This is a genomic window from Shewanella sp. SM20 (genome assembly GCF_025654545.1).
In the GTDB taxonomy this organism is placed as follows: domain Bacteria; phylum Pseudomonadota; class Gammaproteobacteria; order Enterobacterales; family Shewanellaceae; genus Shewanella; species Shewanella oncorhynchi.
The window spans coordinates 74,732-91,634 of the sequence record NZ_JAKKRK010000009.1; the positions used below are offsets into that span (position 1 = coordinate 74,732).

Genomic DNA, 16,903 nt, shown 5'->3' on the forward strand with positions numbered 1-16,903 from the left:
TATTCGAAATTGCTCATGTGATCAAGCTCGCGTTTGCACAGTTAAACGTCATTGACATCACGTCTTACAACACTAGCTAAGCTACTGTTAAAGCTAGATTAACAAAAGGCCTAAGTTGCGCTATTATTTTTAACAGCAAAAACAACTTTTAAAATTTGGATGTAGGGCACATTTTTGTAATAAAACTACAAATATAGTAACCCCATAGAAACTTCAATCATCTCTTGTTTGTTTTAGTGAGGCTTAACATGACACAAATACATGAAATCAATGCTCTGAAAAAGTATGTCAGAGCGACAAACTTTCTTGCGACCTCGCAAATTTACCTCAAACAAAACGTCTTACATAAACGTCCACTTGCCCATACTGATATCAAGCCACGTTTACTTGGCCATTGGGGTACCTGCCCAGGTATTAACTTTGTCTATGCCAACATTAACCGCTTGATAGTGAAGCATAACCGCTCTTTTATCTATTTAGTCGGTCCAGGCCATGGTTTTCCCGCTGTACAAGCAAACTTATTCATTGAAGGCTCTTTAAGTCATTTCTATCCAGAAACTATTCCCTACAATGAAACTGGCATCGAAGATATTTGTAAGAAGTTTTCTGCCGCTTATGGTTATCCTTCACATGCAAACCCTGAAGCACCAGGACAAATTCTTGAAGGTGGCGAATTAGGCTACTCACTCTCAGTAGGCTGGGGGGCAGTATTAGATAATCCAGATCTGATCGCAACCGTCTTAATTGGTGACGGCGAAGCAGAAACGGGACCATTAGCCGCATCTTGGTATGCAAACCGCTTAGTTTCACCAGCGACCAGCGGTGCAGTATTGCCAATTGTGCATATTAACGGCTATAAGATTTCCGGTCCTACCCGCATGGGACGTATGAGCCATGAAGAACTGGATCTTGAATTCCGTGGTCTTGGCTATTTCCCCATCATAGTTGATAACGAATTAGAAGAAGATATCTATGTGCAGATGACAAATGCCATGGATACCGCTTATACCATGATCAATGACATTCAACGTCGAGCACGCAGTGGCGAAGATGTAGTTAAACCAAAATGGCCAGTCATTTTAATGCGTACAGCCAAAGGTTGGACTGGTGTCAGTGAATATAAAGGTAAGAAATTAGAAGGTAACTGCGAATCGCATCAAGTAATCGTCAATAAATGTGCCACTGATAAGGGTCATTTAGATGCGCTGGATAATTGGCTTGCCAGTTACGACTTCCAAGAACTCTACCAAATGAATGAAAAAGGCGAACTGATTTTTGATGCCGATATTTGTTCATTAATCCCACCCAAACAACTTGCCTGTGGCCGTCAACATTTAACCTATGGCGGAGAAGTTGTTAGAGCATTAACCAATCCAGATCTTGAAAAACTCAGCTATGGCCCAGAAGTACCACGTGGTCAACGTGGCTATTCAATGCTAAAAATGGGCGAATGGATGCGCGATGCATTCAAGTTAAACCGCGACCAACGTAATCTACGTATTTTTAGCCCTGACGAAACCTATTCAAATCAACTACAAGCTGTATTTGAAGAAACCGATCGTGCATGGCAGTGGCCAATTGAGAGTTGGGATGAAGATATGTCCCGTGAAGGTCGAGTCATTGAACTGCTTTCTGAAAACTTACTTTTTGGCATGCTACATGGTTACACAGTAACAGGCCGCCACGGCATGCTACCCACCTACGAAGCATTCTCACAAGTTATCTCATCGATGGCCGATCAGTACTGTAAATATGTCTACGCCAGCCAAGGCGTACATTTCCGTAAGCCACTGCCAGCCTGTAATGTCGTATTATCTTCATTACTTGAGCGCCAAGATCATAATGGCTATTCACATCAAAACCCATCTTTCCTTGGGGCTATGCTGGAGAAACATCCAAAAATAATCTCGGCTTACTTACCCGCAGATGCCAACAGCACATTGGTTTATACAGAGCGAGCCTTCGCTGACCGTGACAAACTCAATATTCTGGTTGCAGGTAAAAAAGAATTACCACAATGGCTAAGCTTGGAAGAAGCGCGTAAACAAACAAAAGACGGCGTAATGGTGTGGGATTTTGCCTCAGATGAGAATCCCGATATTGTGCTGGCAGGTTGTGGTGATTATGTCACTCAAGAATGTATGGCTTCTCTAGTATTAATCAGAGAACTCCTTCCAAGAGTGAAAATCCGCTTCGTTAGTGTCACTGAATTAAGCAGTGATGGCTTAGGTAGCCGTAAATTTAAAGAAAAACCTTGGTTAATGGACGAAATATTTACTCAAGATAAAGGCGTGGTATTCAACTACCATGGTTACCCAAATACAATCAAAAAGTTAATTTTTGATTACAAAGGCAGCCGTCGCTTCAGAATTAAAGGCTACGAAGAAGAAGGTTCAACAACAACGCCATTTGATATGGGTGTTCGTAACGGTACATCACGCTATCACCTTGTAATTGATATGGCTTACAAGCTGTTCCAACAGGGTGTTATTGATGAAACTATGCACGTCTCTATTACCACTGATATGCTGCAAAGATTAGTTGACCACCGCAACTATATTAAAGCGAATGGTGTAGACCCAGTGGAAATCGAAAATTGGGTATGGACACGCTAATAGAAACATTTAATTAACATTAGATTGTAATTTAAAGGCATTCTTCGGAGTGCCTTTTTTGCATTAAAAATACCAGTTACAGAATGACAACCCTTAAAAGGTTGATCTTAATACTGGAAAAAGTTAACAAACCAAGTGATAATTAACCGCTGGCTAAAATATCAAAGGATCCCCACACTAAGTGCTAGCAATGTTTTGCACAAAACCAGCAAAGCATATTGGTGGAGAATCATAATCAATGGACGTAAATAAAATGATGAAGAACACATTAAAAGTAGTATTACTGACATCTCTGCTTCCACTCGCAGCCAGCGCATCTCAGGAACTTACACCTTGGTATGTTGGTGCCGGTTTAGGCGTTAATAACTATGAGCACGTTGCCACTCAGAACGGTGAAGACAGTCCATACGCTTGGGATGTTTTCGCAGGCTACATGTTCAACGATTACTTCGGTGCTGAAATCGGCTTCCGTGATTTAGGTAATGCAGATTGGAACGCAGCGGGTATCAGCAATGATGCAAGCGTAAAAGGTTCTACACTTGGTCTAGTTGGTATTTGGCCACTAGCTAACCGCTGGAGCCTATCAGCTGAAGCTGGTGCAATGTACTATTCACTCGAAAACAGCCAAAACAATGGTGTAACGTCGAGCAAATACAGTACAAATGATTTTGCTCCATATTTAGGTGCTGGTGTTGGTTATAACTTCACTGACAACTTAAAATTACAAGCTAAATATCGTCGTTATGAAAACTTAAATGATGATTACAATATTGTTGAAGCTGATAGCAACTACTGGGGTCTAGAACTGAGCTACCGTTTCGGAACTCCAGTTGCAGCAGCTCCAGTTGCCGCAGCAGTCGTTGCAGCAGCACCGGTTGATTCTGACAACGATGGCGTTTACGACGACAAAGATCAATGTCCAGCAACACCAGCAACTCACAAAGTTGACTCTGTTGGCTGTACTATCTATGAAAACGTGAAGAACAAAGAAGACGTAGGTTCAATCCAGTTTGCTAACGATTCTGCTGTAGTTAAAAATGTTTACTACAAAGACATCGAAAGATTAGCTAACTATTTGAACAAAAACCCAGCTTTCACTGTTGAAATCGCAGGTCACGCCTCAAATGTAGGTAAACCAGAATACAACATGGAATTGTCTGACAAACGTGCTGACGCCGTTGCCAAGATTCTTGTAGAGAAATATGGTATCAGCGGAAGCCGCGTAACTTCTAACGGTTACGGTGTTACTCAGCCATTGGTTGCTGGTGATTCAAAAGAAGCTCACGCTGCGAACCGTCGCATCGAAGCTATCGTGACTACCACAACAAAACAACCTGTTCTGAAGTAATAGTACTTACTGAAGTAAAAAAGTCGCTGCTTGCAGCGACTTTTTGTTTTTGTGGGGTATACACTAGGACAAGCGACGCCCTCTACTGCAGCCAAGATGATAGCCCGTAGCTCGAGCCATACCTTAATAGACATAAAATTGTCATTTTTGTAATTTTTTTACATTCAAGGTTGGAAAAGTTGGCAAAATCGCTTCTAATAGTCATCAGTGAATTCCGAGTTAAAACTGCTACCTGAGAAGGATGTTTTTCATGGCCAATACATTAGAGCAACTCAAGTTATATACCACTATCGTCGCTGACACAGGCGACATCGAAGCGATTAAACGCTACCAACCTGAAGATGCGACCACTAATCCATCACTCATCTTGAAAGCGGCTCAAATTCCTGAATATGAATCCCTTATAGATAACGCTATCGACTGGGCAAAATCACAAAGTACCGATCTCGTGCAGCAACTTGATGATGCCAGCGACAAACTAGCGGTCAATATCGGCGTAGAAATACTGAAACTCGTTCCTGGCCGTATTTCAACTGAAGTTGATGCCCGTTTATCATTCGATAAAGAAAAATCAATCGCTAAAGCCCATAAATTGGTTCGCCTATATAAAGAAGCGGGTGTAGATAAATCACGCATTCTGATCAAACTCGCTTCAACTTGGGAAGGCATTTGTGCCGCTAAAGAACTAGAGCAAGAAGGCATCAACTGCAACTTAACCCTACTATTTAGCTTTGCTCAAGCGCGTGCGTGTGCCGAAGCGGGTGCTTATCTCATTTCTCCTTTTGTAGGCCGCATACTTGATTGGTACAAAAAAGATACGGGTAAAGATTACAATGCCGTAAATGACCCTGGTGTCATTTCAGTGACTGAAATTTATAACTACTACAAACAACACGGTTTTGACACTGTTGTTATGGGTGCAAGTTTCCGTAATATCGGTGAAATTATTGAGCTAGCAGGTTGCGATCGTCTGACCATTGGCCCTTCTCTATTAGAAGAACTGGCTAATGCGCAAGTTGACATCACACCTAAACTGGTTGCAGCAACGACCACTGTCGCTGCAGAACCCCCATTGACTGAAGCGCAATTCCGTTGGGACTTTAACCAAGATCCAATGGCGGTTGATAAGCTTGCCGAAGGCATTCGAAACTTTGCGATAGACCAAGGTAAGCTCGAAGTCATGCTCACGGCTAAGCTCGCGAACTAAGCACTCTGGAGACGGTGAAATGACACTCTTGACCCAAAGCTCAACATGGCAAGCTTTATCAGCACACAGTAAAAATATTCCGCATATGCGGGAATTGTTTGCAACTGACACAGCACGTTTCAATAAAATGTCGCTATCAGCCTGTGGTTTATTACTGGATTACTCTAAAAACAGAGCAACAGCGGAAACACTGGATCTGTTATTTGCGTTGGCAAGCAATAGCCAACTTGAAGCAAAAATCAAAGCGATGTTTGCAGGTGAAATCATTAACACCACAGAGAAGCGCGCCGTACTGCACACAGCGCTTCGTAGTACTGCAGAACAATCGATTATTGCCGAGGGTCAAGACATAGTTCCTGAAGTTCAACAAACTCTAGATAAGATGCAAGGGTTTGTGAACTCAGTGACGTCAGGTCAATGGAAAGGTTACACAGGTAAAGCGATAACCGATATTGTAAGTATTGGTATTGGCGGCTCTTTCCTTGGCCCCAAAATCGTCTCTCAAGCGTTGCGCCCTTATTGGAACCCCGAATTAAATTGTCACTTTGTGGCAAACGTCGACGGGACTTCTATTAGTGAGAAGCTGAAGTTATTGGATCCTGAAACGACCTTGTTCATCATGTCATCCAAATCTTTCGGGACACAGGAAACCTTAACTAATACCCTCACCGCAAGAGACTGGTTCCTGGCGAAAGGCGGTTTGCAGTCTGATGTAGCAAAACACTTTGTCGCAGTCACTTCAAACGTAGCAAAAGCGACAGATTTTGGTATCGATGCAAACAATATTTTCCCTATGTGGGATTGGGTTGGTGGCCGTTACTCTCTCTGGTCAGCGATTGGCTTGCCGATTACACTTTTGATCGGTATGGATAACTTCAGGGCTCTACTCACGGGTGCGCATCAGATGGATGAGCACTTCGCCACAGCGCCACTGACTGAGAATATGCCGGTTATCATGGGGTTACTCTCCCTATGGTACGGAAACTTCTTTAATGCTCAGTCCCATGTCGTATTAACCTACGATCATTACCTACGTGGTTTACCCGCTTATTTCCAGCAGCTCGATATGGAAAGTAACGGTAAGTCAGTCACCTTAAATGGTACTGATGTTGACTACAGCACAGGTCCCGTCATTTGGGGGGGCGAAGGCACTAATGGCCAACATGCCTACCACCAGCTATTACATCAAGGTACCGCACTAATCCCTGCCGATTTCATTATGCCGCTGCAAAGCCATAATCCTATCGGTGAGCACCATGACCAATTAGCGTCAAACTGCTTCGGTCAAACCCAGGCCTTAATGCAAGGTCGTACTTTTGATGAAGCTTTAGCCGAACTTGCTAATAGCGCATTATCCGCCACAGAGAAGCAGCTGATCGCTCAACATAAAGTCATGCCTGGTAACAAGCCGAGCAATACCTTACTTATGGATAAGCTCACTCCAAGTACCCTAGGCGCTTTAATTGCCTTGTATGAACATAGAACCTTCGTTCAAGGTGCTATTTGGGATATCAACTCCTTCGATCAATGGGGTGTAGAACTCGGTAAGAATCTCGGTAACGATGTGTTAGCACGCATTGGCGCAGAGCAAGATTCCGATGCTTTAGATGCCTCAAGCAACGCATTGATTAACCTTTATCGACAAGGCAAAATCTAATCGAACAAAAAGCCAGCAATTGCTGGCTTTTTAATTCTACCCCGTTCTTTTTATTAAATTTTCCTGCTTAACTCCGCTCTACTTCTGCATATAACATCAATGACATATCACTCAAAGTTCATTTCAACTTAACACAAATGAAACATAATTCTTGCACCCTGTTTTAAAAATATGTTATTTAATCGCTGACAAAACATACAACAACAGGAGGTTGCCATGGATCGTTTAGATTATGGTTGTGCGCTAGATGAAGTCGTTGAAAGACCCGATCGTTCGCGAGGCTCCAATAAAAAGCGTAAATGGCGTGAGATCGAAGCGTTAAAAGATAAGCATCGTTTGCTCAAAGAACTCCAAGAAATCGATAATAACTTTAACTACGACATTGATGCTATCCAGTTGTAATTACATGTTTATATGAGCTAGTTATCATTTCAAACATGAATAGAAAAGCGCCCTTCGGCGCTTTTTTTATTTACAACTATTGAAGCAAACAGAATATAAGCGGGGTATGACCTTACGAGCCGGAGCTTTAAAAAACACATCAAAAACCAGTAAGTTACGATAAAAACCAACGTCATCGACACCGATAATGCTTTACAAATCCCAACCAACTTTGGCTCACGAGACATAGCTGTCTGAATAAAAGATGTGCTCATTAGCTGTATAAAAACACCAGATCAAGCCCACAACATGGGCCCAATAAACTAAAGAGTATTAGTCAGACGCTGTGAGATAAACCCGTAAATCTTCAAATTCTTTCTGCTCTCGATCCAGAAACAAAGGATCATCGATCAGCGATTTCTGACACTCTAACTCAATAACTTGCCAATCTTGCTCAGTTAAGCTTTTGGCTAACAAAGGAAATATTTCCCGTTCCTCCATCTGCATATGTCGCTCTTGCAATGCGACATACTCTGCAAAGTCAACAATCAGTTTCTCGCGGGCAACCACAATATCACTGAGGATCAAGTTTAAAGTCGCCATCAAGGTCGCCGAGGATTGGATCACCGACTCATGTTCGGCACTCAATTTATCGATAGTATCGTTCGTTTTATGGGCTAGGTAGTAGGCATAAATAATGTCTTCAATGGGATGATGGCAACGTTCAGCATATCCTTGCATATATTCAACAATATCGCGCACGACGCTGAAGTTGATTGACTCACCTTCGGATAGTTTCATTTGCTTGTTTTTTAAAACATTTAGCAATACAGCTATATGTTTATGATCATGCATGAGTCTTTTAAGCATAATGCCTCCTGAATATGGGTCTGACTATTGATACTAGCCAAGTCGTGAACTAACACCAATATAACAGGCTAAAACCTGTTCACTTTATGACGTTGATCAAGTAAATCACATACCAAACAGTAAACAGACCACAAACATTAGCACGTCTCGGCATATTTCAGGGAAATTTAGCTGTTTATCTCACCACTTTGCGATTTCTAATCACTTTTTTATTCGTAAATACCACAACCACATAGTCATTTGGCAAGCTGATGTAATTGCTGTTGTAGCTTTTTAAACTCAAGTCTTAATACTTGCTGCGATTCGATTTGCTGCGCTTCATCGACATCCTTAACTGCAAGATACGGGTAATCCTTGAGCAGTTTTTGTTCAAGCACGAATGCTTGCTCAATCTCCTTCGCTTCGATAAGGACTTGTAACCGATGTAAATACTCAGTCAATGACACTTGGTTGATTTCAGCAGGCTCAGATAATCTTGGTGCATTCATAGACCTTGCAGCGATAGCGGGGCTAATTACATCCTGCTGCTCAGTTGCTCCCAATGCGGCTTTAGCTTGCTGCATTTCCGTCTGTCTTTTATGTTCAGCCACGGCTTCTGTTTGCATGTTTAAAGATTGCATCGCTTCAGTATCAGCCATTCTTGTCATTGTTTGTGGCGCAGGGGCACTCATCACCATAGGACTTGGAGCAAGTGCATCTTCGACTTGAGGTCGATTCAGCACCAGCAGACCAACAACAAGCACTAACGATGCCGCGCTCGATAACGCCCAAGGATGGCGTCGCCAAACGGAACTTGGCGCTTCAACGGCGGTTATTTTGCTTTGATGCATTTCAGCTAAGTGAGTTTGCGCCAGCTGTAAGATATCTTGATCGAGTTGCTGCGGTGGAACCTCTAAGGCCTGTTGGCGATACCAAGCCAGCACTTCCTGTTGTAATGCGCGCTCATCAGCACTTGAAGAATTACTCATGACCCGCCTCCTGCCATTTCGCGCTGACACAATCTTTTAGGCTTTGGTAAGCATAACGAATACGGCTTTTAGTCGCTTCTAAGGTCACGCCCGCAATGTCGCTAATTATGGCAGCCGTAAAACCCATTTCAATATTCAGGATAAATGCCTCTTTCTGAACTTGGGGTAACAGTGCGATACATGCCTTTAGCAATAAGCTCTTTTGCGCTTCTTGCCACTGCACATCGGGCTTATCTTGCTCACCCGCCACAAAAGTATCGAGTCCGGCATCATCTTCATCAGTAGCGACTAAATCCACGGGCTTAACCGCCCGTACATGATCAATCAATAAGTTATGAGCGATACGATACAACCAGGTAGTAAACTTAGCACTGGCTTCATAGTTAGCCGCAGCGCGGATCACCCGCCCCCAGGTTTCTTGATACAAATCTTCAGCTAACTGCTTATCACCTAACTGGCGTACAAAGTAGCGATAGAGTGCACCTTTGTGCTTCAGGTATAACTGTTCAAATGCTTTTGAATCGCCCTTGGCATAGCACAACATCAATTGCTCATCTGAGTGCTCATGGTTTGATAATTGCGCTATTGCTAATGCCACGGGAAATTCCTCGTCATTGGGGTTAGCCCCACGAATTTACTTTTACTATTGTAATCTCTCATTGCGCGTATTGCTCTTGTCTCTCACAGGCTCGCCATGAAGCTTATCTTGGGGAGGAAAAGGTTTATCCGTACCATCGAATACCTTCTTAATCGGCACATGATTAGATTGCTCTATGGCCGCGGCGGTTTCCATTAATTGCACAAACTCATGGCGATATCCAAAGGGATCGTCCCCGAATGCCGAACGTGCTAACTGGCTTAACTTAGTATAATCAAATTGATGTAGATAATGGCTGCCATTCAGTAATTGCCCTAATCCTGCAACCGCTGCTGCAAATCTAAAATCATCACTCGCTTGTTCTAACAGCTTAACATTTTGGTCTAACCTGATGGGATAACTCAGTAACTGACTCTGTGTTTGTTCTGGCAACTTGTATCTCAGTTTAAGGAAAGCGATTTCTTCACGGCTGTATTTTTCTTGCCCCGTTTGAGCATCAACGCCATATCTGAGTTTATCATTCGCCATCTGCCCTGCTTCAACATATCTTAATTCATATAAGGCAGTCACTGTATGACCCGCGCCAATTTCGCCCGCATCCACCTTATCGTTGTTGAAATCCTCCCGTGCTAAAGCACGATTCTCATAACCGATTAGACGATACTCAGACACTAAGGCCGGATTAAACTCCACTTGCACTTTGACGTCTTTAGCAATAGTGAACAAGCTTGAACTTAACTCGTCCACCAGCACTTTTCGAGCTTCATTCAGGGTATCGATATAGGCATAGTTACCATTGCCCTTATCCGCTAATTGCTCCATGAGTTGATCGTTGTAATTCCCCAAACCGAACCCTAAGGTTGTCAGGCCAATACCATGATCTTTTTCCTTCTCAATCAAAGCAATCAAATCATCAAAATCTGTCATACCAACGTTGAAATCACCATCAGTCGCAAGGATGACTCGATTAATACCATGGGGGATAAAATGCTTTTTCGCCAATTGATAGGCTTGTGTGATTCCTTGCCCACCATTGGTTGAACCACCTGCGCTCAATTGCTCTAACGCATAGGTTAAAGTTTGAGTGTCATTCCCCGACGCGCCATCGAGGACGATACCGGACGCTCCAGCATAAACCACAATAGAAACTTTATCCTGCGCGCTTAACTGCGCTGTTAGCAGCTTTAACGCTGTTTGCAGTAAAGGCAATTTATCGGCAGATGCCATAGAACCTGACACATCGAGCAAAAAGACTAAGTTACTGGCGCCTAACTGAGATTTAGGTAAGTCATACCCTTTAAGACCAATCCGTAACAGCATCATGTCATCGTTATAAGGGGATGGAGCAAGCTCTGTCGTAACGCTAAACGGCGCGGCATTTTTAGCAGGTAAGGGATAATCGTAGGAAAAATAATTGAGCATTTCCTCGACTCTGACTGTACCTTTCTCGGGCAAGCGCCCTTCCCTCAGCATCCGCCTTAAGGTGGCATAACTGCCAGTATCGACATCGATGGAAAACGTCGATACTGGGATTTCTCCTGCCACCATGATGCCATTTTGCACCAGCGGCTCGAATTTATTTTGTGCTAACGGAATCGCAGCATAGTCTGACGGCATTGGAGCTATGTTCATTCCCATCACTGCACCATGGGTAGACATTTGCATCGGTGCCGCGACTCTGGCCATCTTAGCAGCATCACGCATTTCAGCACGGCGCAGTGACACTTCTTTATGACTCTGCTCGGCTTGCAGCTCCGCTTGTCGTTGTTGAGCCTCAGAGCCTTTACCGCCACAGGCCGTTAAACTCAGCATGACTAAGAATAAAGCTGCGCTATTGCTCGCCGATATGCTGACGCTTCCCCAAGATAATAAGGAATGTGCAATGGTTTTCTGGGAGTATATTGTTTTCATGTTGAATGCCTTTGATGTTGACCTAAGGCTGTAAACGGCGCAAATGACTAAAAGGGTTAAAGTATCAAAATATTTTACAAACCACTCTTAAATGAGAATCAAACAGCCTCCAAGCACACTATTTATACAAAACAAAGTATTTTCAATCGTTTTTGCAATCAAGCTCACACTGCGCCTTGTATCAGGTCACTAAAATAGAAGCTTGTTACTCGCCTCGCTATGGGACCCACTCGTGTCACACTCAGCTCATTTGTTTTCCCTAAGAATCGCCCACGCACTCACAGAAGCTTGCGTGAAGGATAAGTATTCGTTTAAACGTTTTGGGCAAGATCTTCTTGCAGGTCTCACTGTCGGCATTATTGCCATTCCGTTAGCAATGGCATTAGCCATTGCCAGTGGAGTTGCACCTCAATACGGTTTATACACTGCGATTGTCGGCGGTTTTATTATCGCCATATCTGGCGGCTCACGTTATAGCGTGTCAGGCCCGACAGCGGCATTCGTAGTATTGCTCTATCCGATAGCCCAACAGTTTGGTTTAGCAGGATTATTAATCGCGACTGTGATGTCCGGAATGATACTCGTCGGCATGGCAATGCTGCGACTTGGCCGATTAATTTTGTATATCCCTGAATCCGTCACCTTAGGCTTTACCGCGGGGATAGGTGTCGTCATCGCTACCTTGCAGCTCAAAGATTTTTTCGGACTCGAGATAGCCCAGATGCCAGAGCAATATCTGGCTAAGTTGATGACATTAGCTCAAGCGCTACCCTCGCTGCATTTACCTAGCCTACTGGTAGCATCCGCGACCTTAGCGACTATGCTACTTTGGCCAAAACTCAAAACACCCGTGCCAGCACACCTTCCGGCAATCATACTCGGCACTATGTTCGCCTTGGTTCTCAATGCCATGGGTGCAGATATAGAAACCATAGGAACCCGTTTTCACTATCAACTGAGTGATGGCACCACAGGCATGGGAATTCCTGCCGTATTACCCAGTTTCGAATGGCCTTGGCTGCAAGCTGGCGCGAATGGCCAAGCCTTTCAGTTTAATCTCGCGACCTTTCAAGCCTTATTACCTGCCGCCTTTGCCATTGCCATGTTAGGCGCAATTGAATCACTACTTTGTGCAGTGGTACTCGATGGCATGACAGGTAAACGTCACAGTGCCAACAGTGAATTACTAGGGCAAGGTATAGGTAATATCATCACGCCGTTTTTTGGTGGTATTCCGGCCACTGCAGCAATTGCCCGTAGCGCAGCAAACGTCAAAGCGGGCGCTCAGAGCCCGATAGCGGCCATGATCCACGCCATAGTAGTCTTAATTGGTTTAGTCGCCTTAGCGGGCGTATTAGCTTATTTGCCCATGTCAGCCATGGCAGCCCTGCTACTTGTTGTGGCTTGGAACATGAGTGAAGCCCACAAAGCGCTGCATTTAATTAAAACTGCGCCCACCAGCGATATCATGGTTTTTGTCAGTTGCTTTTCATTAACGGTTATTTTCGACATGGTGATCGCCATCAGTGTGGGAATTATCCTTGCTGCCTTGCTGTTTATGAAAGAAATTGCCGAGATGACAAAGCTTTACGATATCAGCACCAACAAGCGTTATGTGGATCAAGAGCTACCTGCCGATTGGGCTGTCCTCAAAATTAACGGGCCGCTATTCTTCGCTGCTGCTGACCGCATTTTCTCCGAAATCGCGAGTCTCACCGAAGATAAACAAGTGATAGTGCTTTATCTCGATGGAGTATCTATTCTGGATGCGGGAGGATTAGCCGCACTGACGAAACTGATTGAAAAATGCAAAGCGAATAAAACTAAGCTCATTATCGCCGATCTGCAGTTCCAGCCCATCCGAACGCTGGCGAGAGCGAAGATCCAGCCAATTGAAGGTGTATTGAAGTTTTACTCGACCCTACGTGAGGCAATGACAGAAGCGCCAGTTATCACTCAGCAAACTGAAATCACTGCGGATAAGCAGACACAGTAAACCAGTAGCACGATCTCAGGGCTTAATGTTGCTGACTTATCTCAAAGGCCAACCTCAGTGTTGGTCTTTTTTATTGCTCCATCACCTCACCTATTCATCGCCGCGAAAGACGTTTTTTCACACGCAAAAACGGGCAGAAATCGCTAGGATCATGGTATTATTCAGCGCCATGATGCTAGCTACCGATGACGGCGAGACAAGCATCAACTGTACCTAGACCTGAAACAAGGTCAAAATATAATTAAAATTAGTGAGTTAAGGAGTTATCATGCAAGCCCTTGTTGCTGTTGTTATGGGTTCTAAAAGTGATTGGCCCACGATGGAAGCTGCCGCTGAGATAATGGATAAACTGCAAGTGCCTTATCATGTTGAAGTGGTTTCCGCCCATAGAACGCCAGATAAACTCATGGAGTTTGCAGCCTCTGCCGCCGAACGTGGTTTTAAAATCATCATTGGTGGCGCCGGTGGTGCAGCGCACTTACCCGGTATGATTGCCTCTAAAACTCGCTTACCCGTATTAGGTGTACCAGTCCAAAGTAAAGCCCTATCCGGCATGGATAGCTTATTGTCCATCGTTCAAATGCCAAAAGGCATCGCAGTCGGCACCTTAGCCATAGGTACAGCGGGCGCATTCAATGCGGGATTATTGGCCTGCCAAATCCTTGCGAATAACGATGCAGAATTAGCGGCTCGTGTTGACGCTTTCAGAGAAGAACAGACCCGTGCGGTACTGGACAATCCAGACCCGAGGGAAGTCTAATGACCCAGACAAACACTAAACCTAAGGTTTGGGTATTAGGTAATGGTCAGCTGGGCGCCATGTTGACCCACGCTGGTGAGCCATTAGCGATTGAAGTTAACGCCGTCGATATCATGACACCTACGGATGACATTCTGCCACTCGCGCCCCACGACATTATTACCGCCGAGCGCGAACAGTGGCCAGAGTCCGCCCTGAGTTTACAACTCAGCTCACACCCCCATTTTGTTAATGGTCCGGTATTTAGCCGTTTAGCCGACCGTTTTAGCCAAAAGAGTCTACTCGACCAGCTCAGCGTTCCCACGGCGCCTTGGACCTTAGTCGACGATAACACCCAAGTCGATACCCTGTATCAACATTATGGTCCTAGAGTCTTGATGAAACGCCGTACCGGTGGTTATGACGGTAAAGGTCAACATTGGCTTAAACAAGCCGAAGTGGGCGATATTCCAAACGATTGGCGTAACCTTGCAATTGCTGAGCAAGCGATTAATTTTAATGAAGAAGTATCATTGGTTGGCGTGCGTACTCGCAAAGGCGAATGCGTGTTTTATCCGCTGACGCTGAACTTGCATCAGGACGGTATTTTAATGGCGTCGATTTCGCCACTGGCACGCTTAACCCCCTTGCAAGCCCAAGCCGAAACTATGCTCAGCGCCATTATGCACGAGCTTGAATACGTTGGTGTAATGGCGATGGAATGCTTCCGTGTTGGTGATGAGTTATTGGTGAATGAGCTGGCACCGCGAGTGCACAACTCTGGCCATTGGACCCAAGCCGGAACCCATATGGATCAATTCCAGCTGCATCTTAGAGCACTTTGCGGAATTGCGATCCCACAGCCACAAGTGAATTTTCAGTGTGTTATGGTCAACCTTATTGGTATCGATAATGACCCTCGCTGGTTAAGTTTGCCCAATGCTGAGTTGTACTGGTACAACAAAGAAGTTCGCCCGGGTCGTAAAGTCGGACATTTAAACCTATCAGTGCCAAATCAAACTGTGCTCAACCAGAGCATAGCCGCACTGCAAACTTGGATGCCAATCCAATACCAAGCACCATTAGCTTGGATATTGGCCGAATACGCAGAAAATTCGCGTTAATTCAGTATTTAGTACCAAAATCACTGATATGAAATTGTTCACAGTTTCATATCAGTTTATATTTCAATTTTCGTTATATACTTAACTGAACTCAGTGTGAATACGTTAGTGATGTATAGCATTCAATGATTACTAGCAATGACACAGATAAAGGAATAGTCGAGTGAAATTAAGGGATAATTTCAAACGTAAGACCATAGATCGCTTAGATTATCGCTATCATCTGCTACTGCTTATAGTGCCGATATGTCTATTCATCCTGCTGTTTATCTTTAATGCACCCACAGAAAATTGGACTATCCTGCCCTTACTGTTTGTTTGCATCATTTATATTTTTGCCTACAGCCTAATTTACTATTTGCATCAGGGTCGTTTAACTCGACTATGGCAGCATTTAGAGCAAGTCGTCACCATCAACGATGCCATCTATGAACTCGCCCATCTCTCTAGTCATTATAAAAATGAGCATGCCTTTCTGGACGCCTTACTCAATAAAGCCGTGTACGTGATTAATGGTGCCGAAATGGGCAGCATCATTAAAATCAACGAGGTGAATAATAAACTGTATTTTGAATCTGTCGTGGGGCTCGATTTAGCAAAGCTCAGACAACTGGATTTTACCTTAGAGCAAACTTTTGAATATCGACTCACTGAAGGGAGATGCGATCAAGTGGTGGTCATCAATGATATGAAGAATATCAATGCGGCTAGCACTTTAACGGAAGATGATCAAAAAGTGTTACTCTCAGTGTCAAAGCAGCCGATACGCTCAACCCTGTCTAGCCCTATTCGTATTGATGGCAAACTGTATGCCATGCTCAATCTCGATAGCAGTAGCATTGGCGCCTTTAGCGATTACGACCGCAATCTTGTCTCTATCCTAACTCACGAAGCTAGCAATGCCATTGCGCTCTATCAGAAGTCACTGCAGATTACTAAACTAGCCAATTTTGATCCATTAACAGGACTTTATAATCGAAAGAATTTTGAAGATGAACTGCACCACTGGCAGCCCAAGCCTCACTTAGGCAGTTTTTTAATTATTATCGATATGGACAATCTCAAGTCCATTAATGATGCCTATGGGCACCAGATGGGTGATGTTGCCATCAAGCGAACAGCCACCGCCATGCTCGCCTATTGGCAAAATAAAGGCATTATTTCCCGTTTTGGTGGCGATGAGTTTGTCGCTTTATGCCATGGGCCGTTAGCTCAAATTGAACAGGACTTAGATGATATGCGCAAAACCTTGAATCAAGGTTCAGAGCTTAGCCTAGGTTTTAGTTTTGGTATTGCCCCCTTCGAAGCCGATTGGTATCAATCCTTTAAGACTGCAGATCATGCTATGTATGAGCAAAAGCGTGCGAAGAAAAAAGCCATTCAGGCATTAGAAACCTTCGCAGTGAAAGCGCAATAAATCAATTGAAGTCAGGTGCTACAGCCGATGTCAAAAGGCTAATATCAACAATCAGTAAGCGTCGAAGTTGAA

13 protein-coding genes are annotated in these 16,903 nt (G+C 44.1%); 9 read left to right on the top strand and 4 right to left on the bottom strand.

Going from position 1 to position 16,903, the window contains the following annotated elements; all coding sequences use genetic code 11:
• Window positions 1-248: 248 nt before the first annotated feature.
• From L5M18_RS05880 to L5M18_RS05900, 5 genes are all read left to right on the top strand, one after another.
• Entirely contained in the window at window positions 249-2,615 is a 2,367-nt protein-coding gene (locus tag L5M18_RS05880) for a phosphoketolase family protein (RefSeq protein ID WP_105249944.1), read from the top strand.
• A 238-nt stretch (window positions 2,616-2,853) separates the two neighbouring features.
• A complete protein-coding gene (locus tag L5M18_RS05885) occupies window positions 2,854-3,963 on the top strand; it encodes an OmpA family protein (protein WP_028760930.1) in 1,110 nt (369 codons plus the stop codon).
• A 250-nt stretch (window positions 3,964-4,213) separates the two neighbouring features.
• Entirely contained in the window at window positions 4,214-5,170 is a 957-nt protein-coding gene (gene tal / locus L5M18_RS05890) for a transaldolase (RefSeq protein ID WP_105249945.1), read from the top strand.
• Window positions 5,171-5,189: 19 nt separating this feature from the next.
• Window positions 5,190-6,827, top strand: coding sequence for a glucose-6-phosphate isomerase (pgi, locus tag L5M18_RS05895; protein WP_105249946.1), 1,638 nt, complete (start codon window positions 5,190-5,192; stop codon window positions 6,825-6,827).
• A gap of 216 nt (window positions 6,828-7,043) precedes the next feature.
• Entirely contained in the window at window positions 7,044-7,229 is a 186-nt protein-coding gene (locus tag L5M18_RS05900; RefSeq protein ID WP_006080618.1) for a DUF3545 family protein, read from the top strand.
• Between the two features lie 312 nt (window positions 7,230-7,541).
• On the opposite strand, the gene L5M18_RS05905 is transcribed toward L5M18_RS05900, so the two are convergent.
• From L5M18_RS05905 to L5M18_RS05920, 4 genes are all read right to left on the bottom strand, one after another.
• On the bottom strand, window positions 7,542-8,078 hold the full coding sequence (locus L5M18_RS05905; RefSeq protein ID WP_105249947.1) for a hemerythrin domain-containing protein: 537 nt from the start codon (window positions 8,076-8,078) through the stop codon (window positions 7,542-7,544).
• 236 nt (window positions 8,079-8,314) lie between these two features.
• Window positions 8,315-9,046: a hypothetical protein gene (locus L5M18_RS05910; RefSeq protein ID WP_263196205.1), complete on the bottom strand. Its 732-nt coding sequence runs from the start codon at window positions 9,044-9,046 to the stop codon at window positions 8,315-8,317.
• Entirely contained in the window at window positions 9,039-9,644 is a 606-nt protein-coding gene (locus L5M18_RS05915) for a sigma-70 family RNA polymerase sigma factor (protein WP_263169547.1), read from the bottom strand. Before L5M18_RS05915 ends, L5M18_RS05910 begins: the two co-directional genes overlap by 8 nt.
• Window positions 9,645-9,689: 45 nt before the next feature.
• On the bottom strand, window positions 9,690-11,555 hold the full coding sequence (locus L5M18_RS05920) for a vWA domain-containing protein (protein ID WP_263196207.1): 1,866 nt from the start codon (window positions 11,553-11,555) through the stop codon (window positions 9,690-9,692).
• Window positions 11,556-11,787: 232 nt separating this feature from the next.
• On the opposite strand from L5M18_RS05920, the gene dauA reads away from it, so the two are divergent.
• The 4 genes from dauA to L5M18_RS05940 all read left to right on the top strand — a co-directional run bounded on the left by dauA (window position 11,788) and on the right by L5M18_RS05940 (window position 16,831).
• Window positions 11,788-13,551: a C4-dicarboxylic acid transporter DauA gene (dauA, locus tag L5M18_RS05925; protein WP_263196209.1), complete on the top strand. Its 1,764-nt coding sequence runs from the start codon at window positions 11,788-11,790 to the stop codon at window positions 13,549-13,551.
• Window positions 13,552-13,819: 268 nt separating this feature from the next.
• Window positions 13,820-14,311 carry a 5-(carboxyamino)imidazole ribonucleotide mutase gene (purE, locus tag L5M18_RS05930; RefSeq protein ID WP_028760937.1) on the top strand — a complete coding sequence of 164 codons (492 nt, stop codon included), beginning with the start codon at window positions 13,820-13,822 and terminating at the stop codon, window positions 14,309-14,311.
• Window positions 14,311-15,414, top strand: coding sequence for a 5-(carboxyamino)imidazole ribonucleotide synthase (gene purK, locus L5M18_RS05935; RefSeq protein WP_263196211.1), 1,104 nt, complete (start codon window positions 14,311-14,313; stop codon window positions 15,412-15,414). The genes purE and purK overlap by 1 nt, the downstream gene beginning before the upstream one ends.
• A gap of 163 nt (window positions 15,415-15,577) precedes the next feature.
• Window positions 15,578-16,831: a sensor domain-containing diguanylate cyclase gene (locus tag L5M18_RS05940; RefSeq protein ID WP_263196213.1), complete on the top strand. Its 1,254-nt coding sequence runs from the start codon at window positions 15,578-15,580 to the stop codon at window positions 16,829-16,831.
• The last annotated feature ends 72 nt before the right edge of the window (window positions 16,832-16,903 follow it).